The organism is Burkholderia contaminans (assembly GCF_029633825.1).
Lineage (GTDB): Bacteria > Pseudomonadota > Gammaproteobacteria > Burkholderiales > Burkholderiaceae > Burkholderia > Burkholderia contaminans.
Genome location: NZ_CP090641.1, coordinates 2,376,352 through 2,399,720, shown reverse-complemented (window position 1 = coordinate 2,399,720; position 23,369 = coordinate 2,376,352). Strand labels below are relative to the sequence as shown.

Sequence of the window (23,369 nt, the reverse complement as noted above, 5' to 3'; positions counted from 1 at the left end):
ATTGTCCCGAAGCAGCATTGGTGTTTTCCCATGCGGCCAGCACCATCGGCGTCATCCAGTCGTCGCCCGAACGACGCCATCGCCCTCCGGAGGAGACACCATGCGACCGAGTCGCCCGACCGATCACGCAGCCCGCTTCACATGCCGGCGCGCCGAATTCACCACGTTCGCCGCGTCCGCCCGCGCCCCCGCGCCGCCACGCACGCCCCGCCCGGCGCACACCGGCCGCCCGTGCACGCTGCCGCGCCCCGCTTGATCCATCGACCCTCGGAGGACGAATCCATGAGCAAGACTTTCGACTACATCGTCGTGGGCGGCGGTTCGGGCGGCAGCGTCGTCGCCGGGCGGCTGACCGAGGACCCGGCCGTGACCGTCTGCGTGCTCGAGGCCGGCGGCCGCGGCGACGGCACGCTCGTCAACGTGCCGACCGGCGCGGTCGCGATGATGCCGACCCGCATCAACAACTGGGCCTTCGACACGGTGCCGCAGCCTGGCCTCGGCGGGCGCATCGGCTACCAGCCGCGCGGCAAGGTGCTGGGCGGTTCGTCGGCCATCAACGCGATGGTCTATATCCGCGGCCATCGCGTCGACTACGACGGCTGGGCCGCGCTCGGCAACGAAGGCTGGCGCTACGACGACGTCCTGCCGTACTTCCGCCTGAGCGAGCACAACGAGCGCTTCGACGATGCGTGGCACGGCCGCGACGGCCCGCTGTGGGTGAGCGACCTGCGCACCGGCAACCCGTTCCATGCACGCTACCTCGAAGCCGCGCAGCAGGCCGGCCTGCCGCTCACCGACGATTTCAACGGCGCGCAGCAGGAAGGCATCGGCATCTACCAGGTCACGCAGAAGCACGGCGAACGGTGGAGCGCGGCGCGCGCGTACCTGCTGCCGCACGTCGGCCGCCGCGACAACCTGACGGTCGAGACGCACGCGCAGGTGCTGCGCATCCTGTTCGACGGCACGCGTGCGATCGGCGTCGAGGTGCGGCAGCGCGGCGAGGTCCGCACGCTGCGCGCGCGGCGTGAAGTCGTGCTCGCGGCCGGCGCCCTGCAAACACCGCAGTTGCTGATGCTGTCGGGTGTCGGCCCGGGCCGCGCGCTCCAGCAACAGGGCATCGCCGTGCACGCCGACCTGCCCGGCGTCGGACGCAACCTGCAGGATCATCCGGATTTCATCTTCGGCTACCGCACGCGCAGCGTCGACACGATGGGCGTGTCCGCGGGCGGCGGCCTGCGCATGCTGCGCGAGCTGGTGCGTTTTCGCCGCGAACGGCGCGGGATGCTGACGTCGAATTTCGCGGAAGGCGGCGGCTTCCTGAAGACGCGCGCCGAACTCGACGCGCCGGACATCCAGCTGCACTTCGTCGTCGCGCTCGTCGACGATCACGCGCGCAAGCTGCACGCCGGCCACGGGCTGTCGTGCCACGTGTGCCTGCTGCGCCCGCGCAGCCGCGGCTCGGTCACGCTGAGCAGCGCCGATCCGCTCGCGCCGCCGCGCATCGATCCCGCGTTCTTCGACGACCCGCGCGACCTCGACGACATGGTCGCGGGCTTCCGCCTCACACGCCGGCTGATGGAAGCGCCGGCACTCGCCGGCTGGACCACGCGCGACCTGTTCACCGCGAACGTCGACACCGACGACGAAATCCGCGACGTGCTGCGGCAGCGTACCGACACCGTGTATCACCCGGTCGGCACGTGCCGGATGGGGCACGACGCGCTCGCCGTCGTCGATCCGCAACTGCGCGTGCACGGCCTGCAGGGGCTGCGCATCGTCGATGCGTCGGTGATGCCGACACTCATCGGCGGCAACACCAATGCGCCGACGATCATGATCGCCGAGAAGGCCGTCGACCTGATCCGCGGCGTGTGCCGCACGTCGGTACAGCCGCAAGACGAAACCGTCAGGACAGCGACGGATCGCGACACCGCTCCTGCCGTGCGTGCCGCGCACGATGCCATCCAGCACGAGGAAACCCGCCATGTTGTCGCCTGATACCGCTTGCGCCGCCGACTCCGCCGCCCCGCTCGCGGCGATCATCATCGGTGCCGGCTTCGCCGGCATCGGCATGGCGATCGCGCTGCAACGCGCCGGCATCCACGACTTCACGATCGTCGAACGCTCGCACGATGTCGGCGGCGTATGGCGCGACAACCGCTACCCGGGCGCCACCTGCGACGTGCCCTCGCACCTGTACTCGTTTTCGTTCGAGCCCAATCCGGCGTGGTCGCGCGTGTTCGCGCCGCAGCCCGAAATCCATGCGTACCTGCAGCATTGCGCGCGCAAGTACGGGCTCGCACGCTACCTGCGTTTCGGCGCCGAGGTCGCACACGCCCACTACGACGAAGCCGCTGCGCTGTGGCGCGTCACGCTCGCCGACGGCACGACGCTCAGCGCCGCCTTGCTCGTCAGCGGCACCGGGCAGTTGAGCCGCCCCGCGATGCCCGACCTGCCCGGCATCGACACGTTTCGCGGCCGCGCGTTCCACTCCGCGCACTGGGATCACGACTATTCGCTTACGGCCAAGCGCGTGGCGGTCGTGGGCACCGGTGCGTCGGCGATCCAGTTCGTCCCGGCGATCGCGGGCGACGTGAAGCAGCTGGTCGTATTCCAGCGTTCGCCGGCCTATGTGATGCCGCGCCCCGACCGCGCGTACCGCCCGTGGGAGAAAGCGCTGTTCCGCCGGTTGCCGTGGGCGATGAAGCTGCATCGCGCCTCGATCTACCTGCGCTACGAATCGCGCGCGATCGCGTTCACGCGACTGCACACGTTGATGAAGGTCGCGGTCGGCCGGCCGTTCCACGCGCTGCTCGCACGCGACGTGCCGGACCCCGCGTTGCGCGCGCGACTCACCCCCGACTACCCGATCGGCTGCAAGCGCATCCTGCTGTCGAGCGACTACCTTACCGCGATGAGCCGCGACAACGTCGAACTCGTCACGCAGCCGATCCGGCGCGTGACGGCGGACGGCATCGAGACCGCCGACGGCGTGCACCATCCGGTCGACGCGATCGTGTACGGCACGGGTTTCGCGGCGACCGAGTTCCTGTCGCCGATGCGCATCACGGGCCGCGACGGGCTCGACCTGAACGACGCGTGGCGGCGCGGTGCGCAGGCGTATCTCGGGCTCACGGTGCCCGGCTTTCCGAACTTCTTCATGCTGTACGGCCCGAACACCAACCTCGGCCACAACTCGATCGTGTACATGCTCGAAAGCCAGATCGCGCACGTGATGCGCTGCCTGCGTGCAATGCGGCGCGACGGTGCGCGCGAGATCGACGTCGACGCGCGCCGCTACCGGCGCTTCAACGTGCATGTGCAGCAACGGCTCGAAGGTTCGGTGTGGAACAGCTGCAAGAGCTGGTATGTCGATGCGTCGGGTCACAACAGCACGAACTGGCCGGGCTTCACGCTGACCTACCGGTGGATCACGCGCTTCACCGGGATGTCCGCCTACCGCTTCACGCATCCGCTGCCCGGGTCGGTCGCACCGGCGCGCGACGTGGTGATCGCGCCGCCCGCCGGCCGGCTGGAGGCCCTCACGGCCGCCTCGCTGCGCGGCTTCCTGCGGGTGGCCTTCCGGCCGCTGATCGGGCCGCCGTTCGGCGCGCGCATGCAGCGCCGCGTCGTTGCGCTGCTGTCGCCGCTGATGCCGGGCACGAGCGGCTCGCTGCGCTACCGCACGTCCGCGCACCGCGTGCCGGTCGAAGTCGTGGCGCCGAAACGCGGCGACACGGGCGGCGCGATCCTCTATCTGCACGGCGGCGCATTCTGTCTCGGCGGCCCGCACACGCATCGCGGCGTGACGACGCGGCTCGCGAACGAGGCCGGCCTGCCGGTGTGGGTGCCCGATTACCGGCTGGCCCCCGAGCATCCGCGCCCGGCCGCGCTCGACGATGCACTGGCCGTCTACGATGCCATGCGCGCGCAGGGCCATGCGCCGCACCGGATCGTGATCGCCGGCGATTCGGCCGGCGGTGCGCTGGCGCTGGCACTGGCCATCGCGCTGCGCGAGCGCGGCGAGCCGGCTGCCGCCGCGCTGCTGCTGATCTCGCCCGTGACCGATCCCGCGCTCGGCGGCGCGACGCTGGCTACGCGCCGTCACGACGATCCGATGATCCGCCGCGGCTGGCTCGAACAGGGGCTGCGCTGGTATCACGGCGCCTGTACGGTAGCGGCCCGCGGCCCGCTCGACACCGACCTGCGGGGCCTGCCGCCGATGCTCGTCCAGGCCGGCGACCAGGAGGTCCTGCTGTCGGATGCGCAGCGGCTGGCCCGTCATGCGCAGGCCTGCGGCGTGCCGTGCCGGCTGGAGATTCATGCGGCGCGCTGGCATGTGTTTCATCTGCAGGCGTTTTACCTGCGGTCGGCGCGCGATGCGTTGCGGACGCTGGCGGGGTTTGCGGCGCAGCGGGTGGCGGCGACGGCGTAACGATGAAGCAGTAACGTCAGGAGGCCTGTCGGCTCGCCAGGCGCGACGCGCCGGCACCGACAGGCTTGTTGTTCATGCTGTTCCCCATGCACCCCACCCGCCGCGCGTGCCCGTCACCGCGCCATTGACCTTGGCCATCCGGCCGAATCGTCTCCCCGCGCCCCGGATGAAAGAATGACCTTCGTCCGGGAAGCCGGCTTCGCGGCCTGAAATCCCGCACTCCGAAGGCACCGTATGCGCAGCAACGCGCATGCGGTGTTGCGTGTTGCCCCGCCTCGACAATGCGCGCACGCCCCGCGCACACCACCCGGCAGCTCGCACGGCCACGCCATTTACCACGCTTCCTTTTTGTAGCTTATAAGTTACAATGCTCTCCAAGTTCGAACTTCTTCGCTACCAGCGCGACGATGGTCGCGAGCCTTTCACCGAATGGTTGAACGCTGTGCGCGACAAGCTTGCGCAGGCACGGATTCGCGAACGCCTGCGCCGCGTGCAGACAGGCAACTTCGGCGATTGCGAGTCTGTCGGCGAAGGCGTGATCGAACTGCGCGTCCACGTCGGCGCCGGCTATCGCGTGTATTTCGGGCGGTACGGCGGCGCACTGGTGCTGTTGCTGTCAGGTGGCGACAAAAGCAGTCAGCCCGACGACATCAGGCGCGCCAAGGAACACTGGTCGAACTGGAAACGGAGGCAAACATGACCAAGCTCAAAGGTGCGGTATCGCACCACGACGCGGAAGTCGCCGAACTCGGCGCCGACCGCGAACTCGCGGTGGCCTATCTGCGCGTCGCGATGGAGTCGCTCGACGATCCCGACAACCGCGCGGCCGGCCTGCTCGCGCTGCGTACCGTCGCGGAAGCGTACGGCGGGCTCGGCGCCGTCGCGGCCGAAGCCGGCATCAGCCGCGAATCGCTGTATCGCACCCTTTCCCCGAACGGCAACCCGACACTGAAAACCCTGCTCGCGGTGCTCAAGACCGTCGGCCTGCGCCTGTCCGTCGTCCCCGCGCAGCCGGTGCACGCCTAAGCGGCACACCGCCCACTCACGGCCGAACCATCCACACCAGCAGCATCTCCGCCGGCGCGTTCGTCATCCCAGCCGGCGGATGCTCGATCGCCGGCTCGACCGCCAGCGCCTTCGCAATCGTCGCCGCATCGTCGACCGTCGTCGTGCGTACGGTAGTCATCAGCCGTGCCGGGCGGTGCAGCGTTTCGCGATACAGCGCGCCGTACCACAACGGCCGCATGCCGAGCGCATCCTGCAGCACGTACGGATAACGCCACAGCCGCAGCACGAGGCGGCTTTCCGGCTGCGCCGGATCGAAGCGGACGAACACGCGGCGCGTGCTTTCGCCGTGCGTATAGCGCGGCAGCACCGGCAGCGCATCGGCCGGCGCCTGCGGCAGCAGCCAGCGCAGCGCGGTGGCCGGCGACCACGGCGTCGCGCGCTGCCAGCCGGCCTGTGCGAGATGCCGGTCGAGCGTGTCCGACGTCGCGCTCCATTGCAGCGGCAGATATTCCTCGCGGTCGCCGCCGATCTCGGTGCGCCTCACCGGCACGCGCTGCCACCCACCGCGCAGCCACTGGTCGACGGTCATCGCGACCACGTCGCCGACATGCGGGCGCGCCGCGCGGTCGAGCTGCCATTGCGCGGGCACCGTCCACACGCCGGCCGTCGCGAGCACCACCATCACCGCGACGAGCGCGCCCCTCGGCTGCACGTGCTCGCGCACGCGCCAGTACGCAAAAGCGCCGGCCAGCAGCGCAAACCAGGCGAGCCCGAGGCTCCAGCCGCCCAGCAGGCCCGACAGCCACGTGTCGCCCACATACAGCCGCGCAAAGCCGCCGAGCACGATCCACAACACCACCGCCGTCACGACCGGGATCCGCCACCGCGCGGGCCGGTCGCGCGCGAGCACCCAGCCGAGGCCGCTGCTCGCGAGAATCGCGAACGCCGCTTCGGCATCGGGCAGCGGCACGTGCAGCGCACCGGGCGGCAGGCTCGCGGGCGTCGCACCGGGTGGGCCCGCGCCGAACACCGGCACGAGCACGACGGCGACGCCGACCGTCACGAGCCACCACGCAGCCGTCAGCCAGCAGCGATGGATCAACAGCCAGACGAGAAACGCGGCCGCGACGATCAGCCCCGTATCGTGCCCGTGCAGCACGGCAAGCGCGCGCATCGTGGCATCCACCGGTGGCGTGCGCAGGTTCTGCAGGAACGCATACAGCGCGATGTCCGCGTGCATCAGCGGATCGTTCGCGACGACATCCTGCACGAGGCCCGCGAACAGCCACACGCAGCCGATGAACAGCAGCGCAAGCACCGGCACCGCGCCCGGCAGGCCGCGCACGTAGGCGATCGCGTCGTGCAGCCGCGCGCCGAACCGCGGCCAGCGGCGCGCGCAGGCGTGCACGCCTTCGACGAGCGCACGGCGCAGCAGCGGCCAGCCGCGCCGCAATGCGACGCGCACGCCGATCCACACGAGCGCGACCAGCGCCGCGACGACCAGCAGGATCACGGCGACCCGCACGCTGATCGCCGCGGCCAGCGCGGCCGACGCCCCGAACAGGATGCCCGGCGCGACGTGCACGGGCGCCCAGATGAGCGCCGAGACGACGTTGACCGGATAGAACGACCGCCGCGGCAGCGTCGCGCAGCCAACGACGACCGGCACGACCGCGCGCACCGGCGCAAGAAAACGCGCGAGCACGATGCTCTTCATGCCATGGCGCAGCACGAATTCCTCGCCGCGCGCGAAGGCGGCCGCGTAGCCTAAGCGCGCCCATGCGTTGCGGATCACGCCGCGATAGTGCCGCCCGAGTTCGTAGCTGATCCCGTCGCCGATCACGGCGCCGACCGCCGCGACACCGATGGTCGTCCAGCCGTCGAGCGCGCCCGCGCCGATCAGCGCACCGGCCGCGAACATCACGGCGCCGGCCGGCACGACCGTGCCGATCAGCGCGATCGCCTCCGCGCAGGCCGCCACGAACACGATCGCAAGCACGAGCAGCGGATGTGCGCCGATCGCGCCGATCCACGCGTGGATCGTGTCGCTCATCGCACGCGCCTCGGCGGAGCGCCCCGGTGTGCGTACACCAGGTCGGCGGCGGCATCGTGAATGTTCATCGGGCGGTGCGCGCGGTCGCGCCGGCGGGGCGGATCAATCGAACTCGTGCTGCCGCGCGTCGGCCTCGAGCGGCGCGTCGTGGTAGCCGACCGTCGCGATCTCCTGCAGATAGCGCGCGAGAAACGCGCCGATCGAGCCGGCGGCCTCGTACTGATGCACGTGGCGGAATTCGTGGGTCAGCAGGCGGCGCGTGTCCTGCCCGCGCAGCACATACACCGCATGGCCGAGCGTGAGCCCGATCGTCCCCGGCGCCAGAAGCCCCGTGTCGCGGGCGATCGCGGCGAGCGACGGCACCTCGGGGAACGGCATGCGGTCGACGATCACCACGCGGATCCGCTCCGGCTGCGCGACGCCCACCGTGCGCGCATCGTCGGCTTGCCCGGGCGTCAGCGGCGCACCCTGCGCGATCCCGCGCGCCGCCTCGGCTTCGGCCCACGCGACGGCTGCGGGCAGTGCGGACGGCAGGATATCGGCAAGATCGATCATCACGGGGCTCCCGGGGACGGTTGGTGTGGCATCGGGCACCAGTTTAGTCCCGAAACGTGGAGGTTCGCGGGGCGGCTCGCGACGCGACGCGCCGCCCTTTCCAAGGCTCGAAAATATTCAGGGAATACCCTGATTCCCGCCTGCTCTGCCACGTACTTTTTCCCGGGAATTATTTCGTTTCAGTACACATTCCCTGATCGGCTATCTCGAAAATTTCCCGAATGTGTACCGTTTTCGGATTCGGCGGAATATATTGGTCAGAAGAACGGCCGTGGCGAACACCGGACAGCAGTGCGCGGCGTCATCCCGAAGAGGATCGCTAGATGATCAGGGTAATTCTGGCTGACGATCACGCAGTCATGCGGGACGGACTGCGTCACATCCTGGAAACGGCCGGCGGTTTCGAAATCGTCGGCGAGGCGAGCGATGGCTCGGCCACGCTTGCGCTGGTCGAGCGCGGCGCCGCCGACGTGCTGCTGCTCGACCTGTCGATGCCCGCGCCGACCGGCATCGAGCTGATCCGGCTGGTGAAACGCCACGCGCCGTCGCTGCGCACGCTCGTGCTGACGATGCATGCGGAGGCGCAGTACGCGGCGCGCGCGTTCAAGGCCGGCGCGACCGGCTACCTGACGAAGGACAGCGCAACCGCCGAGCTCGTCGAGGCGGTCGGCAAGGTGGCTGCGGGCGGCGTCTACGTGAGCCCGTCGGCGGCCGAGAGCCTCGCGCTCACGTTGCGCACACCGGCCGCGACGCTGCCGCACGAGCGGCTGTCCGCGCGCGAGTTCGACGTGATGCGCCGCATCGTCGCGGGCCAGACCGTCACGCAGATCGCGACCGAACTCGCGCTCAGCGCGAAGACGGTCAGCACGTACAAGACACGGATCCTCGAGAAGATGGAACTGCCGCACGAAGCCGCGCTGGTGCGCTACGCGGTGCGCCACGAACTCGACCCCGGCGGCGACGCATGACCGCCGCCTTCCGCGTCCCGCCCTCATCCCCGCCCTCGCCCCCGGACGACGACGACACGGACGCGTCGCGCCTGTTCATGTCGTCGCTGCCGCCGGGCCGGCGCGAACGGCGGCTCGCGCTCGCGACCGTGCTCATCTCCGCCGTGATCTTCGCCGCGCTGGCGCCGTTCGCGGGCAGGCCGCTTGCGCCGGGATGGGCATTCATCCCCGTGTACCAGTCGGCGATCGTCGTCAACGACATGGTGACCGCCGGCCTGCTGCTCGGCCAGTACGCGATCCTGCGCCAGCGGCCGCTGCTCGTGCTCGCGGGCGGCTACCTGTTCACGGGCTTCATGGCCGGCACCCACATGCTGACCTTTCCCGGGCTGTTCGCGCCGACCGGCCTGCTCGGCGCCGGCGACCAGACCACCGCCTGGTTGTACGTGTTCTGGCACAGCGGCTTTCCGCTGGCAGTCGCCGCGTATGCGCTGCTGCGCGCGAAGTCGCGTGCGCCGGGCCCGATCCCGGGCCCGCAGCGCCGCGCGGCGATTCCCATCGGGCTGTGCATCGTGGCCGCGGTCGGCGCGACGGTCGCGCTCGCGCTGCTTGCCACGGCCGGCCACGACCTGCTGCCGCGCATCATGAACGGCAACCGGATGGCCGCGACGATGACGAACGCGATCACGGTCGTCTGGGGGCTGAATCTGATCGCACTGATGCTGATGTGGCAGCGGCGGCGGCGCCATTCCGTGCTCGACCTGTGGGTCATGACGGTGCTCGTCGCGTGGCTGTTCGACATCGCGCTGTCGTCGATGCTGAATCACGGGCGCTACGACCTCGGCTTCTACGCGGGACGCGCGTACGGTCTCGTCGCGTCCGGCGTCGTGCTGTTCGCGATGCTGTTCGAGAACGGCCGGCTGCATGCGCAGACGGTGCGCGCGCTGGCCGGTGCACGCTACCAGCATCTGCTCGTCGTGCAGAAGAGCGCGCAGTTGAACGACGCGAACGAACGGCTCGAACAGCGCGTCGCCGCGCGCACCGCGCAACTGAGCGCGTCGAACCGCGACCTGCGGCGCGAAGTCGAGGACCGCGTGCGGGCCGAGCGGGCGTTGCAGGCGTCGCGCGAGGAGTTGCGCGAGATCGCCGCGATCAGCGCGAGCGCACGCGAAGCGGAGCAGCGCCGCATTGCACGCGAGCTGCATGACGAACTCGCGCAGACGCTCGCGACGCTGAAAAACGATCTCGAATGGCTGATCGACCGCGTGCCGCCGGACGATGCGCTGCTGGCGCGCAAGATCGCGGCGATGCATGCGCTGGCGCGCGGCGCCGTGGCCGCGACGCGCCGCATCGCGTCGGACCTGCGCCCGCTGATGCTCGACGATCTCGGCTTCGCCGCGGCAATGCAGTGGCTCGTGGAGGATTTCCGGCACCGTCACGGCATCGACTGCACGTTGCATGTCGACCCGCCGGAGCTGCAGCTCGCCGAGCCTTACGCGACGGCGGTGTTCCGCATCGCGCAGGAAGCGCTCGCGAATGTCGCGCGGCACGCGGCCGCGTCGCATGCGAGCGTCGAACTCGTGCATGCGAGCAATGCGATCGAACTGACGATTCGCGACGACGGCACGGGATTCGATCCCGGCGTGCCGCGCAAGTCGGGATCGTTCGGGCTGGTCGGATTACGCGAGCGCGCGTATCTCGTCGGCGGCACGCTGCGGATCGCGACGACGCTCGGCGAAGGGACGACGGTCGAGGTGGAGATTCCGCTGTCGCCTGCGCCGGTGACGGTCGCGCATGGCGGGGATGGGGGGTCGCGCGGGTAGGTACCCGGCGAAGGCGGTGGCGCGGGTGGGTGCCGAACAGCGACGATCGCTGTCCGCCCGGTAAAGTCCACCCCTGATCCGCCGGCTCAATTGACGGCCTTCGTCGCGCGCGCCGCTTCCAGCATGCGCTCGAGTTCCGCAAGGACGTGCGCGGCATCGATGTATTCACCGGACCGTCGCGCCTCGTCGCGCGCTGCTACGCCTCGCGCGACAAACTCGCGCTGCATGCGTCGGCGCGAAATGCCATCACCCGGCCGATCCATCGTCGTCGTTTTCATCGCACACTCCATCCGCAACATATGCGACGCATCGTATCGCATCGGCAGAATGCACAAAATGCCAGCCCGCCGACCATGACGGATGCGTTTCATGGTGGTGCTCGGCCGCCGGCCAGCACAAGGCGACATTGCCCGCATGATCCGCTTCGGCACAACGCTACAATTTGTCACCGTCCCGCCTCGCTCTCACGTCAATACGCCTGCCGATGGTCCCACTGTCGCCACGATGAAATCCATCCTGAGCTATCCACTCTTCTTTCTCGCCGCCATGGCCGGCTGGCTCGCCGTATCACTCCTATGCTGGCCCGTCCTGCTCGCACTGCAGGCCCTGACAACGGCCGTGTTCATCCCGCATCCGGCCGGCAGCTATATCGGTCTCGGGTTCGTATCGACCGCGCGGCTCCTGGATTTTCCAACGAGCTTCGTCGGCGCGTTTTCGGTGCCGTTCATGAACGTGCCGCTCGGGTTCGTCGCGATCGCGTGGTGGTTCGGCACCGCGCTCATCGTGCAACCCACCTCCGCGCGCTACCGCGTCATGGTGCGCGGCCGCCCGTCGGCACGGGCCGTCCTGTGGCGCGCAGCCCGCTCGTGGCTGATCCTCACGACGGTGCTCCTCCTCATCGCGATACCGTTCCTCAGGCGCTACGAGATCGTCACGCCGGACCACCTCTACGTCCGGCACCTGTTCGACTGGCACGAACGCGCGTATCCCCTCGCATCGCTGAAGGAGATTCACGTCGACGATCCCGGCACCAGCCGCAGCATCATCACATGGAACTTCATCTTCGACGGCGACAGGCATTTCACGACGACCGCCCCCGACATCCACGCGCTCGAATACCTGCTGTCGAATACGCACGCTTCAGCCAACTTCACGGTCGTCGGGAACCAGTCGATGAAGCGGTAACGCCGCGCCCCCTCACGCCCGCGCCGCCACCATCCCCCGTTCCGACCGCGTCCACGCGACCAGCGCGCCGATCCCGAGCAGCGCGAGACACACGATCGGCACGATCATCGGCCCGAACGCGGTGCCCGTCACCTTGCCGGCAAACGGCATCAGGTTCTGGCTGAAGAAGCCGCCGAGGTTGCCGATCGAGTTGATCGCCGCGACGCTCGCCGCCGCGCGCGCACCGGTGAAGTAGCGCGGCGGCATCGACCAGAAGCACGGATACAGCAGCGGAATGCATGCGCCGCCGAGCACCAGTGCGATGAAGCGCAGCGGCGTCGACGGCAGCACGAGGCTCAGCAGGAAGCCGAGCGCGCCGAGCGCCGCGACGATCGCGATCGTGCGCAGGATGCTCTTCGCGCGGCGCAGTTTCGCCGGCAGCCACACCAGCAGCACCACCGCGAGCGCCCACGGCAGCATGCTCAGGAATCCGTTCGTGCTGCTCGACACGCCGAACGACTTCACGAGCGTCGGCAGCCAGTACGTCACGCCGTACAGCGACGTCGACATCAGCATGTAGGTCGCCGCGAACAGCATCACGCGCGGATCGAGCAGCGCCTTCCACGGCTGCCCATGCTCGGCCTGCGCGGGCTTCTCGCGTTCGAGCGCGGCCTCGACGATCTGCTTCTCGCGGTCGTCGAGGAAACGTGCGTCGCGCACCGACGCGGGCAGCACGCGGAACACGACGATCGCTACGATCACCGCCGGGATGCCCGTCGCCACGAACACCCACTGCCAGCCCGCGAGCCCCCACACGCCGTTCAGGCTCAGCAGCACGCCGCCGACCAGCGAGCCGAGCATGTTCGCGAGCGCGCTGCCGAGCGTGAAGATGCCGAGCACCTTCGCGCGATAGCTCTGCGGAAACCACAGCGTCAGGTAGTAGATCACGCCCGGATAGAAGCCGGCTTCGGCGATGCCGAGCACGAAGCGCAGCGCGCAGAACGCGGGCATCGACGTCGTGAAGCCCATCAGCACCGTGATGAGCCCCCACGTCAGCATGATCCGCGCGAGCCATACGCGCGCGCCGTAGCGATGCAGCGCGAGCGTGCTCGGCACCTCGAACAGCAGGTAGCCGATGAAGAACAGCGACGACGCGAGCCCGAACGCGGCTTCCGTCATCCCGAGGCTGTGCACCATCTGCAGCTTCGCGAAGCCGACGTTCTGCCGGTCGATGAACGCGATCAGGAACATCACGACGAGGATGGGCATCAGGCGCCGCGCCATCTTCGACATGATGCGCTGCTCTTCGGCGGACGCGGGGTCCAGGGTTTCAGTGGCGTTCACTTGAGGCTCCTTGCGTGAAACGGTTGCATGGGGTTGCTTGTCAGTTGAATCAGCTCCGTGCGCGGCGAACGCACGGGCGCGTGGTGTTTCGATGAAAGTGCGCGGCGGCGTCAGCGCGACCGGTAGTCGTCGAGCATCGGCGCGAACATCTCGTGCCACGCACGCGGCTTCGCCTTGATCGTGCCGGCGAGGTACAGGAATTCGACGTAGTCCATCAGCTGGTTCGGCAGCACCGAGAAGCGCGTGTCCGGTGCGGCAAGCATCCGCATCACGTCGTCGTGCGACACGCCGACGCCCGACGACGCCGCATAGAGTGCAGCCGCCGCGCGCGGGTCCTGCGCGATCAGCCGGGTCGCTTCGTCGAGCGCGCCGAGAAACGCCACGGCCAGCGCGGGCTCCGTATCGACGAGCCGCTTCGGCGCGAACACGACGTCGAGCGTCATCGGGCCGAGCACGTCGACCGAATTCACGACGCGGTGGATGCCCGGCTGCCGCAGCTCGAGGGTCGAGAACGGCGGCGACGTGAAGTGCGCGGTGACGCCGTTCTCGCGGCGGATCAGCGCCTGCATCGCCTGCGGATGCGGCAGGTTCACGGTGATCGAATCGAGCTGCGCGAAATGCTTCGGGCCGAGTTGCCGGCTCGCGACCATCTGCAGCACCACCGCCGACAGCGACGTGCGGATGCCCGGCACCGCGATCCGGTCGGCCGGCGTGAAGTCGCGCAGCGACACGAGCCCCGGCCGGTTCGCGTTCAGCGACAGCGACGTGGTCGACAAGCCGCTGATGCCGATCACCTCAACGTTCGGAATGCCGCGCGCCCGCGCCCACAGCTCGATGAAACCCGGTGCGCCGGCGCCCGCGAAATCGAGCGTGCCGGCCATCATCGCGTCGTTGACGGAATTGCCGCCGTCGAGCAGCACCCAGTCGACCGCAACGTCGCGCACGCCGTGGCGCGCCGCGTGCCGCTCGAACAGCCGCTGCTTCTCCATCACGAGCAGCGGCAGATACAGCACGCCATAGCCTTTGGAAATCCGCACCGCGCGCGGCTTCGCGCGCACGAGCGCGGGCGCGGCGAGCACGCCGAGGCCGGCAGCGATCAATGCGCGGCGGCGCGGCGACGTCGTCATGCACGTGCCGCCGTGCGACGGACGGCAAACGGCCGTGCGAAGGCCCGCGTCGCGCCATGCCGCGCGGTCGTCGTGCCCGTGACATGCTGCATGTTGCCGTCTCCTTGAATATTTCTGGTATTAATGCCGTCCTTGCGTGCTGCATCCGGCTCGACACAGGTTATCGACCGAGTCTGAGAAAATGCTGACATCCCGGCCCCGGGAAAACCCCTAACCCACCCACCTGCGAAACGGCACCATGCGCATTCTCGTCGTGGAGGACGATGCCGAAATCGGCGCGGCGATCCGCAACCGCCTGGCGCGGCTCGGCCATGCCGTCGATCTCGAAACCGACGGCGCGACCGCGCACGGGCTGCTGCGCGTCGAGCGCTTCGACCTCGTCGTGCTCGACGCGAACCTGCCCGGCATGGACGGCTTCACGGTGCTGCGCCACCTGCGCGCGTCGGGCAGCACGACGCCCGTGCTGCTCGTCACCGCGCGCTCGGCGATCGACGACCGCGTGAGCGGCCTCGGCCTCGGCGCCGACGACTACCTGGTGAAGCCGTTCGACTACCGCGAGCTCGATGCGCGCGTGCAGGCACTGCTGCGCCGCAACAGCGGCCACGCGAACGACGTGCTGACGCTCGGCGGCCTCGTGATCGACCGCAGCAGCCGCCTCGCGGAACTCGACGGCCAGCCGCTGTCGCTGTCGCGCCAGGAATTCGCGCTGCTCGAAATCCTCGCGAGCCGCCCGCAGCGGATCTTCTCGAAGGACGAACTGCTGAACCAGCTGTTCAGCTTCGGCAACGAGCCGACCACGAACGCGGTCGAGCAGTACGTGACGCGCGTGCGCAAGAAGCTGCAGGGCAGCTCGGTCGAAATCCGTACCGCGCGCGGGATGGGGTACCAGATTGCGGCGCACTGACTGGTTCCCGAGGACGCTGTTCGGACGCACGCTGCTCTTCATCGCGCTCGTCGTCGCGACCGGCGCGCTCGCGCTCGCGGCGATCGCGCGCTACTACGCGGGCGTCGCGGCCGAACGCGCGTACGACCAGTTGCTTGCGGGCGCATCGATCCAGGTCGCCGAAAACCTCTACGTGCAAGGCGGCGTGCTCGCGCTGAATCCGCCGGTGGCCGCGCTGTCGACGCTGTCGCGCTACGACCTCGTCTACTACAAGGTGGTCGATTCGCGCGGCATCGTCGTGGCCGGCTACAACGACCTCGCGAGCCCCGCGACGCTCGCCGCCGCGAAACAGGGCCCCGCGTTCGCGAATGCCGTCTACCAGGGGCACCGGGTGCGCACCGCGACGATCGCGCGCTACATGCCCGAGGAAAGCACGCCGGGCTGGGCGCTCGTGACGGTCGCGCAGACCACCAACGCGCGCCAGCAACTGACGAACGAAATGAGTTTCAAGGTGTGGACGCTGATCCTGCTGATGAGCGTGCTCGCGATCGGCGCGAGCGGCCTCGCGATCCGGCGCGGGCTGCGCCCGCTCGCGCAGATCGGCACGATCATCGCCGCGCGCGACCCGGCCGACCTGCGGCCGGTGGCCGTCGACACGCCGAGCGAGATCGACGCGATCATCGGGTCGATCAACGGGCTGATGCACCGCCTCGCCGAGCGGATCAACGCGATGCAGCGCTTCATCGCCGATGCCGCGCACCAGATGCGCACGCCGCTCGCGCGGCTCGACGCGCAGATCGAGCTGCTCGACGGCGAGGCAGACCCGGCGCGTCACGCGGCCCGGCTCGACGCGTTGCGTGCGACCTCTTCGGACGTCGGGCGGCTCACCGGCCAGTTGCTCAATCATGCGATGGTGATCCATCGCACCGAGGCCGTGCCGCTGCAACCGGTCGACCTCGTCGCGCTCGCGAAAGAGGTCCTGGGCCGCACGATACCGCTCGCCGGCGAGCGCGACGTGGCCGTTGCGTTCGCGAGCGACGCGCCGCTCGCGTGGATCGACGGCGATGCGATCAGCCTGCAGGAAGCGCTGTCGAACGTGCTGCACAACGCGCTGCTGCACGGGCATGCGGACGACATCGTCGTGTCGGTCGCGACGCAGGGCAACGCGGGCGATGCCGTGACGCTGACCGTCACCGACAACGGCCGCGGGATTCCACGCGAGCACTGGGATGCCGCGCTGCAGCCGTTCGTGCGGATCGCGCCGGACGGCAGCGAGCGGCGCACGGGGTCGGGACTCGGGCTCGCGATCGTGCAGGAAGTGATGAAGGCGCACGGCGGGCGCGTCGGGTTTGCGTTTCCCGAGGCGGCCGGGTTTGCGGTGGTGTTGACGTTTCCGCGCGCGATGGGAGCGTCATAGCGCAGGCATGAGTCGACGGATCGCGCCGGTTCAGGCGCGTGCGCAGTGGGCGCTCAATCGTCGCTGCCGTCTTCGAAGTGATTGCGCTCCACGTGCTGCGCCACCGCCCGGTCCAGCTCGTCGTACTGACGATCGCAGAACAGCCGGCACAACGTGTCGACGTCGGTGCGCTTCCTGACGTCGATCGTCTCGACGTGCTGCTCCAGCTTGCCCTTGCCGATCCCGAACAGCCCCTTCTTCATCCGCATCGAGACCGCATTCAGCTGGAAGCCGTCCGCATGCGCATCGCTCAGCGCGGTCACCCACAGCTCCCGCTGATCGTCGGCATGCTGCAGCACGAGGGCCGGCAACGGGCCGTCCCGCGTGTCGTTCCATTCGGCATGCTGCGCTGCCCACGGGAATGCGTCGAACGCCTGCGTGAACGACGGGTAGTCCGTCGCGCCCTGCGGATCCAGTTGCTCGAATGCGTAGCCGACTTTCTGAACGGAATAGGTCAACATGGTGCGCCCGTGGCGTACGAGATCAGAAAAGCGTCAATCTACCTGAATTTCGGTGTCCGTCATGATTTTTGCGTCGGCTCACTCGCGCGCCCTCGTCGCGCCGTCGCGGGGATCTTCGAGGTAGCCGCACGCCAGCCTGACGAGTTCGCGCTTCAGTTTCGGATCGTCCAGCAGCCCGCGTCGGGCCGCGTTGTGCACGATGCCTTCGAGCGCGGATGACAGCACCTGCGCCGTCATCGCATCGGCCTTGACCGATGGCCGCCCGCGACAGGCAGCAACGATCAGCGCATAGCGGTGCAAATATTCCTTCTGGAACGCGTCGTATACGGCCTTCACGCCACCCGGATCGGGAAGATCGAGCAGTGCCCGGTGCAGCGACGGGTAATCGCGATGCACGGCGATCAGGTCGGCGATCAAGCGTTCGACGAGACGCCTCGGGCTTGCCTGACGGTCGTGCGCGCGCTGCAGCACGGCCAGCACGTCGTCGAAATGCCGGCGCCGGATCGCATCGACCAACGCGAGCTTGTTCGGGAAATACTGATACACGGAACCGATGCTGACACCGGCAACTTCCGCGACCTCGTTGGTCGTGAATCCGGCCCACCCGTGCATATCCAGAACGCGAGCCCCGGCCGTGACGATCACGTCGACGGTCGCGCGCGAACGCGCCTGGCGCGGGGCTTTGCGCATCGCGGCGGCAGCTTCGGAAACGCGAGTGGACATGCGGGCTCCGACCGAAAATAATGGTGGCGAGGCTCACATTTTAGGTGAAACCCACAAGGACACGACCATGAGCGAGAACGCACTCCTGTCCCGCATGCTGCGCTACCAGGCCTGGGCGAATGACGAAATGCTGACGGCCATCGCGGGGCTCGATGCAGTGGAACATGCCGACGAGCGCCATCTCGCGCTGCGGCTGATGAACCATTGCCTCGTCGTGAACAGGATTTTCGCCGCCCACCTGACCGGCGAACGTCATGGCTTCGCATCCGACAACACGCCCGACACGCCGGAACCCGACGCGCTGCGTGCGGCCTTCGCCGCGCTCGATCGCTGGTATCTCGACCATGTCGAAGCCGCCACGCCCGCGATGCTGGCCGAATCGATTCCGTTTGCGTTCACCGACGGCGACAACGGCTATATGACACGCGAAGAGATGCTGACCCATGTGGTCACGCACGGCGGCTACCATCGCGGCGAGGCCGGAAGGCTGATGACCCAGGCAGTCGCGCGTTCGGGGAAGAACATCAGGCTGCCGTGGGACACCTATGCCGTCCACCTGCACCGGACGGAACCCGCGCGCAGGCTTCAGGGCAAGACCGAAGCAGCGAACGCGACACGATAAGAAACGCCCCCGCTACGCCGCCACCGCCTCCCCGCCGAGATACGCATCGCGTACGCGCTCGTCGTCGAGCAGCGCCTTCGCGGGCCCTTCGAGCACGACGCGCCCCGTCTGCAGCACGTACCCGTAGTGCGCGATTTCCAGCGCGAGGCTCGCGTTCTGCTCGACCATGAACACGGTCACGCCCTGCCGGTTGATCGCGTCGATCAGCTCGAGCACCTTGTCGACATAGAGCGGCGACAACCCCATCGTCGGCTCGTCCATGCAGATCAGCTTCGGCCGCGCCATCAGCGCCCGGGCCATCGCGAGCATCTGCTGCTCGCCGCCCGACAGCGTGCCCGCGCGCTGCGTCAGCCGCTCGCGCACGCGCGGAAACAGGTCGAGCACGCGCTCGTAGTCTTCCGCCACTGCCGCGCGGTCGCCACGCGTGTACGCGCCCATCAGCAGGTTCTCGCGCACGCTCATGTCGCCGAACAGCCGCCGCGCCTCGGGCACGGCGGCGATCCCGCGCCGCACGCGCTGCGGCGTCGCGAGCGCCGTCACGTCGTCGCCGTCGAAGCGCACGACGCCGCGGCGCGGCCGCATCAGCCGAGGATCAGCTTCATCGTCGTCGACTTGCCGCTCGCGTTGCCGCCGAGCAGGCTGACGATCTGCCCGCGGCCGACTTCGAAGTTCACGTCGAAATGCACCTGCACCGGCCCGTAGAACGTGTCGAGGTGTTCGAGTTTCAGCAGCGCGTCGGTCATGGTCGTGTCGGGTCCGGAAGAGAGTGCGGTCATGCGGCCGCCTGTGCCGTGCGGTCGGCCGGCGCGCCACCCGCATGCCGGCGGCCGAGGTACGCCTCGATCACGCGCGGGTCGTGCCGCACGTCGCGCGGCGCGCCTTCGGCGATCTTCACGCCGTTGTCGAGCACCATCACGCGGTCGGACACGCGCATCACGAGTTCGAGCTTGTGTTCGATCAGCAGGATCGTCAGGCCGCGCGCCTTCAGCGACTGGATCAGTTGCAGCATCTCGGCGGTCTCCGTCTCGTTCATCCCGGCCGTCGGTTCGTCGAGCAGCAGCAGCCGCGGATGCAGCGCGAGCGCGCGGCCGATCTCCACGCGACGCCGGTTCGCATACGACAGGCTGTGCGCCGGATGATCGATGCGCGGCGTGAGCCGCTCGCCGAACCCGGCGACGATCGCGCGCGCCTCGTCGCGCAGCGCGGCTTCCTCGCGCCGCACCGCCGCGGGCCGCACGAGCGCGCGCAGCACCTCGGCCGCGGCACCCAGCGCGGGCCAGCCCGGCCGGGCCGCGCGCAGCCGCGCATGTGCGCCGATCAGCACGTTGTCGAGCACGCTCAGGTTGCCGAACACACGGCCGTGCTGGAACGTGCGCGCGATGCCGAGCGTCGCGAGGCGCTCGGGCGCGGTGCCCGTGATGTCGCGGCCGTCGAACGTCACGCGGCCGGCATCGGGCCGGTCGGCGCCCGCGATCAGGTTGAACAGCGTCGATTTGCCCGCGCCGTTCGGCCCGATCACGCTCAGCAGTTCGCCATCGGCAAGGGACAGGCTCGCGCCGTCGAGCGCGGTCACGCCGTCGAAGCGGCGCGTCAGGCCCTGCACGTCGAGCAAGGGTCGGTTGGTGGTCATCGCGTTCCTCCTCACACCGTGCCGAGCAGGCCCTGCGGCCGGAACCGGACGAGCAGCAACAGCACGAGGCCGTAGATCAGCATCCGGTAGTCGGCCGCCCAGCGGAACAGCTCGGGCAGCCCGATCAGCGCGATCGCGCCGACGATGCCGCCGAGCACGTTGCCCAAGCCGCCGAGGATCACCATCGTCAATGCGAGGATCGACACCTGCGAATCGAAGGTCTGGTGATTGATGTAGCTGTACAGATGCGCGGCGATCCCGCCGCTCACGCCGGCCGCGACGCCGCCGACCGCGAACGCGATCGCCTTGTAGCGGTTCGGTGCGATGCCGTGCGCACGCGCGGCGACGTCGTCCTCGCGCACCGCGCGCAGCGTGCGGCCGAGATGCGAGCGCAGCAGCCGCACCTGCACGAGCGCGAACACGACGAGCACCGCGAACGTGAACCAGTACGCGGCGCGCGCGGTCGTCGCCCAAGGCAGCGGCGCGATGCCCGTGATGCCGAGCGGGCCGCGCGTGAGGCCGTCCCAGTTCAGGATCACGAGGCTCACCACTTCGCCGATACCGAGCGTCGCGATCGATACGTAATGCCCGCGCAGCCGGAACGCCGGATAGACGAGCAGCGTGCCGAGCACGGCGGTGATCACGCCCGCGCACGGGATCGTCACGGCCGGCGACCAGCCGAGATCCGACGACAGCAGCGCCGACGCATATGCGCCGATCACGAGCAGCGCCGCGTGGCCGAGCGAGATCTGCCCGACCGTGCCCGCCACCAGCGTGAGGCTCAGCGCGAGCAGCCCGTACAGCCACGCGTTGGTCAGCGTCTGCAGCACGTACGGCGATGCGCCGAGCCACGGCAGCACGGCCGCCGCCACGATCAGCACGACGAGCACCGGACGCGGCACGCGCACGGCCTTCGCGGCCGCGAGGAAAGTGCCCGTCATCGGCTCGGGCGGCAGCGCGCGGTTCGCGCTGAAGAGCCCGTTCGGCCGCCACACGAGGAACACGATCAGCAGCCCGAACGCGAACAGGTCACGGTAGCTGGTGCCGAACAGCGCGACGCCGTAGCTTTCGACGAGACCGAGCAGCAGGCTGCCCGCGATCGCGCCCGGCACGTTGCCGAGCCCGCCGATCAGCAGCGCGACCACGCCCTTCAGCGTGGCCTGGAAGCCCATCGCCGGATCGATGCTGTTGTAGTACATGCCGACCAGCAGCCCGCTCACGCCGCCGAGCGCGCACGCGATCGCGAACACGGTCTGGTTCACGCGGTCGACGTCGACCCCCATCTGCAGCGCCGCGTCGCGATCCTGCGCGGTCGCGCGCACGGCCCAGCCGAGCCGCGTGAAGCGCAGGAAGCCGTACAGCAGCGCGGCCGCCGCGATGCCGATGCCCGCGATCAACAGGTCGAGCGAGCCGAGCGTCGCGCCGGCGATCCGTACGTGCCAGTCGGGCAGCGGCGTCGGCACCGCGCGCGGGTCGGCCCCGAACGCGAGCTGTGCGAGCTGGTCGAGGATGAAGCTGATGCCGATCGTCGCGAGCAGCGGCGCGATGCGTGCCGCATGGCGCAGCGGCCGCAGCCCGATCCGCTCGATCGCGATGCCGAGCGCGCCGCAGCCGACGACGACCGCCGCAAGCGCCGCCGGCAGCGGCAGCCCGAAGCGCGTCAGGCACAGCCAGCCGATGAACGCGCCGACCATGTAGACCGAGCCGTGCGCGAAGTTGATCAGGTGCGACACGCCGAAGATCAGCGCGAGCCCGACCGCGAGCAGCGCGTAGATGTTGCCGACGATGAGGCCGTTGAGCGTGTAGTCGAGCCAGGAAGCCATCACGATGCGTCCGTTACATGCATGCTGTTCAGCGCCAGGCTCAACGCGCGGCGAGCTGCGGTTTCGCGCCGTCCCACAGCGCCCACTGCCCCTGCTTCACGACCAGGTACACGGTGCGCGCGCCGGCAACGCGACGCGTCTGCGGATCGAAGCGCACCTTGCCGAAGATCACGCTCGGCACGTCGCTGATCTTTGCGAAGCCGTCGTGCGCGGCCTGGCGCGTCGTGCCGTAGCGGCGCAGCACTTCCGCCGACAGGATCAGCGCGTCGTATGCACGCGCGACGAACGAATCGGGATCGGCGTGGAATTTCGCGCGATAGCGCTGCACGAACGCTTGCACCTCGGGGCGCGGTTCGGCCGGGAAGAAGTTCGATTCCGTATAGACGCCTTCGACGGCCGTGCCGCCCAGTTCGAGGAACTTCGGCGAGTACACCGAACCGACCGCCGCGATCGGCAGCGTGAGCCCCGATGTACGCGCCTGACGCACGATCTGCGCACCGTCCGCGTAATACGAGATCAGCACGATCGAATCGGGCTTCGATTCGCCGATGCGCACGAGCGTCGAGCGGAAATCCTTCTCCGCCGGCTGATAGCCTTCGGCCGCGACGACCTGGGCGCCGAGCCCCGTCACCGCCTTCGCGAAGATGTCCTTGCTGGTGCGGCCCCAGTCGGTGTTCAGGTACAGCACCGCGATCCGCTTGAAGCCGAGTTCCTTCACCGCGTAGCGCGCGAGCAGCGGCTGCTCCTCGGCCTGACTCAGCGCGGTGCTCCACAGATAGTCGCCGCCCTTCGTGAAATCCGGATGCGAGTTCGTGAAGCCGAACTGGATCAGTTGCCCGCGCTGGTAGATCGGCGATGCGGCCATCGACGTCGCGCTGGAGAAGTCGCCCAGCTCGATCGCGATGCGCGGATCGGCGACGAACTTCTGCGCGATCGCCACCGCCTGGCGCGGATCGCTGCGGCTGTCCTGGAAGTCGACCGCGAGCGGCCGGCCGTGAATGCCGCCGCTGCCGTTGATCTCGTCGAGCGCGAGATCGAAGCCGCGCTTCCATTGTTCGCCGTACTGCGCGTCCTGGCCCGTGAGCGGACCGCTCACGCCGATCACCACCGGCTCGCCCGACACGCCCGCCGCGAGCGCGCTGCCCGTCGACAAGCCCCATGCGGCAGCGAGCGCCGCCACCGTGCCCAGCACGCGTCGCCATGCCCCGCGTGCGTCGTTCCCCGAAACGTTCATGCGTCCCCCAGCTTCAGTCAGTCGAAAAGAGTGAGGGCATGTAACCACCCGGTTCAGGACGATCCAACGAAGTTTTGCGCATAT

The 23,369-nt window shown here is 69.1% G+C and carries 20 protein-coding genes and 1 pseudogene; 10 read left to right on the top strand and 11 right to left on the bottom strand.

Annotated features, from left to right (window positions below; genetic code table 11):
• Window positions 1–282: 282 nt before the first annotated feature.
• The 4 genes from LXE91_RS28460 to LXE91_RS28445 all read left to right on the top strand — a co-directional run bounded on the left by LXE91_RS28460 (window position 283) and on the right by LXE91_RS28445 (window position 5,461).
• The gene (locus LXE91_RS28460; protein WP_039354575.1) at window positions 283–1,998 is read left to right on the top strand and encodes a GMC family oxidoreductase; all 1,716 of its coding nucleotides are present in this window, start codon (window positions 283–285) and stop codon (window positions 1,996–1,998) included.
• Window positions 1,985–4,435: a flavin-containing monooxygenase gene (locus LXE91_RS28455; RefSeq protein ID WP_039354571.1), complete on the top strand. Its 2,451-nt coding sequence runs from the start codon at window positions 1,985–1,987 to the stop codon at window positions 4,433–4,435. Before LXE91_RS28460 ends, LXE91_RS28455 begins: the two co-directional genes overlap by 14 nt.
• Before the next feature lie 367 nt (window positions 4,436–4,802).
• Entirely contained in the window at window positions 4,803–5,135 is a 333-nt protein-coding gene (locus LXE91_RS28450) for a type II toxin-antitoxin system RelE/ParE family toxin (RefSeq protein ID WP_039354568.1), read from the top strand.
• Window positions 5,132–5,461, top strand: coding sequence for a helix-turn-helix domain-containing transcriptional regulator (locus LXE91_RS28445; RefSeq protein WP_039354565.1), 330 nt, complete (start codon window positions 5,132–5,134; stop codon window positions 5,459–5,461). Before LXE91_RS28450 ends, LXE91_RS28445 begins: the two co-directional genes overlap by 4 nt.
• Window positions 5,462–5,477: 16 nt before the next feature.
• Here the strand turns inward: LXE91_RS28445 and LXE91_RS28440 are convergent, their stop codons facing one another.
• Both LXE91_RS28440 and LXE91_RS28435 read right to left on the bottom strand, forming a co-directional pair.
• The gene (locus LXE91_RS28440; RefSeq protein WP_039354562.1) at window positions 5,478–7,496 is read right to left on the bottom strand and encodes a VTT domain-containing protein; all 2,019 of its coding nucleotides are present in this window, start codon (window positions 7,494–7,496) and stop codon (window positions 5,478–5,480) included.
• A 102-nt stretch (window positions 7,497–7,598) separates the two neighbouring features.
• Window positions 7,599–8,051 carry a hypothetical protein gene (locus tag LXE91_RS28435; RefSeq protein ID WP_039354559.1) on the bottom strand — a complete coding sequence of 151 codons (453 nt, stop codon included), beginning with the start codon at window positions 8,049–8,051 and terminating at the stop codon, window positions 7,599–7,601.
• 323 nt (window positions 8,052–8,374) lie between these two features.
• On the opposite strand from LXE91_RS28435, the gene LXE91_RS28430 reads away from it, so the two are divergent.
• Together LXE91_RS28430 and LXE91_RS28425 are read left to right on the top strand one after the other, a co-directional pair.
• A complete protein-coding gene (locus LXE91_RS28430; RefSeq protein ID WP_039354556.1) occupies window positions 8,375–9,019 on the top strand; it encodes a response regulator in 645 nt (214 codons plus the stop codon).
• The gene (locus tag LXE91_RS28425; protein WP_039354553.1) at window positions 9,016–10,818 is read left to right on the top strand and encodes a sensor histidine kinase; all 1,803 of its coding nucleotides are present in this window, start codon (window positions 9,016–9,018) and stop codon (window positions 10,816–10,818) included. The genes LXE91_RS28430 and LXE91_RS28425 overlap by 4 nt, the downstream gene beginning before the upstream one ends.
• An 86-nt stretch (window positions 10,819–10,904) precedes the next feature.
• On the opposite strand, the gene LXE91_RS28420 is transcribed toward LXE91_RS28425, so the two are convergent.
• A complete protein-coding gene (locus LXE91_RS28420) occupies window positions 10,905–11,189 on the bottom strand; it encodes a hypothetical protein (RefSeq protein ID WP_076841389.1) in 285 nt (94 codons plus the stop codon).
• Here LXE91_RS28420 and LXE91_RS28415 point away from each other — a divergent pair.
• Window positions 11,188–12,003, top strand: coding sequence for a hypothetical protein (locus LXE91_RS28415; protein WP_135370726.1), 816 nt, complete (start codon window positions 11,188–11,190; stop codon window positions 12,001–12,003). The genes LXE91_RS28420 and LXE91_RS28415 overlap by 2 nt on opposite strands.
• Window positions 12,004–12,015: 12 nt before the next feature.
• Here LXE91_RS28415 and LXE91_RS28410 read toward each other — a convergent pair whose 3' ends face one another.
• On the bottom strand, window positions 12,016–13,326 hold the full coding sequence (locus LXE91_RS28410) for an MFS transporter (protein WP_039354546.1): 1,311 nt from the start codon (window positions 13,324–13,326) through the stop codon (window positions 12,016–12,018).
• Window positions 13,327–13,436: 110 nt separating this feature from the next.
• Entirely contained in the window at window positions 13,437–14,453 is a 1,017-nt protein-coding gene (locus LXE91_RS28405; RefSeq protein ID WP_039354543.1) for an ABC transporter substrate-binding protein, read from the bottom strand.
• Window positions 14,454–14,691: 238 nt separating this feature from the next.
• On the opposite strand from LXE91_RS28405, the gene LXE91_RS28400 reads away from it, so the two are divergent.
• Together LXE91_RS28400 and LXE91_RS28395 are read left to right on the top strand one after the other, a co-directional pair.
• Window positions 14,692–15,357: a response regulator transcription factor gene (locus tag LXE91_RS28400; RefSeq protein WP_034188331.1), complete on the top strand. Its 666-nt coding sequence runs from the start codon at window positions 14,692–14,694 to the stop codon at window positions 15,355–15,357.
• Window positions 15,344–16,753, top strand: coding sequence for a sensor histidine kinase (locus LXE91_RS28395; RefSeq protein ID WP_039354538.1), 1,410 nt, complete (start codon window positions 15,344–15,346; stop codon window positions 16,751–16,753). Before LXE91_RS28400 ends, LXE91_RS28395 begins: the two co-directional genes overlap by 14 nt.
• A 53-nt stretch (window positions 16,754–16,806) precedes the next feature.
• Here LXE91_RS28395 and LXE91_RS28390 read toward each other — a convergent pair whose 3' ends face one another.
• The gene (locus LXE91_RS28390; protein ID WP_039354535.1) at window positions 16,807–17,253 is read right to left on the bottom strand and encodes a hypothetical protein; all 447 of its coding nucleotides are present in this window, start codon (window positions 17,251–17,253) and stop codon (window positions 16,807–16,809) included.
• Between the two features lie 78 nt (window positions 17,254–17,331).
• Window positions 17,332–17,865 carry a TetR/AcrR family transcriptional regulator gene (locus tag LXE91_RS28385; protein WP_321199978.1) on the bottom strand — a complete coding sequence of 178 codons (534 nt, stop codon included), beginning with the start codon at window positions 17,863–17,865 and terminating at the stop codon, window positions 17,332–17,334.
• 22 nt (window positions 17,866–17,887) lie between these two features.
• Between LXE91_RS28385 and LXE91_RS28380 the strand changes: the two genes are divergently transcribed.
• Window positions 17,888–18,598, top strand: a complete 711-nt coding sequence (locus LXE91_RS28380) for a DinB family protein (RefSeq protein WP_223274285.1) — start codon at window positions 17,888–17,890, stop codon at window positions 18,596–18,598.
• A 12-nt stretch (window positions 18,599–18,610) separates the two neighbouring features.
• Here the strand turns inward: LXE91_RS28380 and LXE91_RS28375 are convergent.
• The 4 genes and pseudogenes from LXE91_RS28375 to LXE91_RS28360 all read right to left on the bottom strand — a co-directional run bounded on the left by LXE91_RS28375 (window position 18,611) and on the right by LXE91_RS28360 (window position 23,285).
• A pseudogene (locus tag LXE91_RS28375) lies at window positions 18,611–19,374 on the bottom strand (ABC transporter ATP-binding protein).
• Complete coding sequence (locus LXE91_RS28370; RefSeq protein WP_039354523.1) at window positions 19,371–20,228, bottom strand: ABC transporter ATP-binding protein; 858 nt, start codon at window positions 20,226–20,228, stop codon at window positions 19,371–19,373. The pseudogene LXE91_RS28375 and the gene LXE91_RS28370 overlap by 4 nt, the downstream one beginning before the upstream one ends.
• Window positions 20,229–20,239: 11 nt before the next feature.
• Window positions 20,240–22,051 (bottom strand): ABC transporter permease, encoded by a 1,812-nt coding sequence (locus LXE91_RS28365; RefSeq protein ID WP_039354520.1) that lies wholly within the window; start codon window positions 22,049–22,051, stop codon window positions 20,240–20,242.
• 40 nt (window positions 22,052–22,091) lie between these two features.
• Window positions 22,092–23,285, bottom strand: coding sequence for an ABC transporter substrate-binding protein (locus tag LXE91_RS28360; RefSeq protein WP_039354517.1), 1,194 nt, complete (start codon window positions 23,283–23,285; stop codon window positions 22,092–22,094).
• Between the last annotated feature and the right edge of the window lie 84 nt (window positions 23,286–23,369).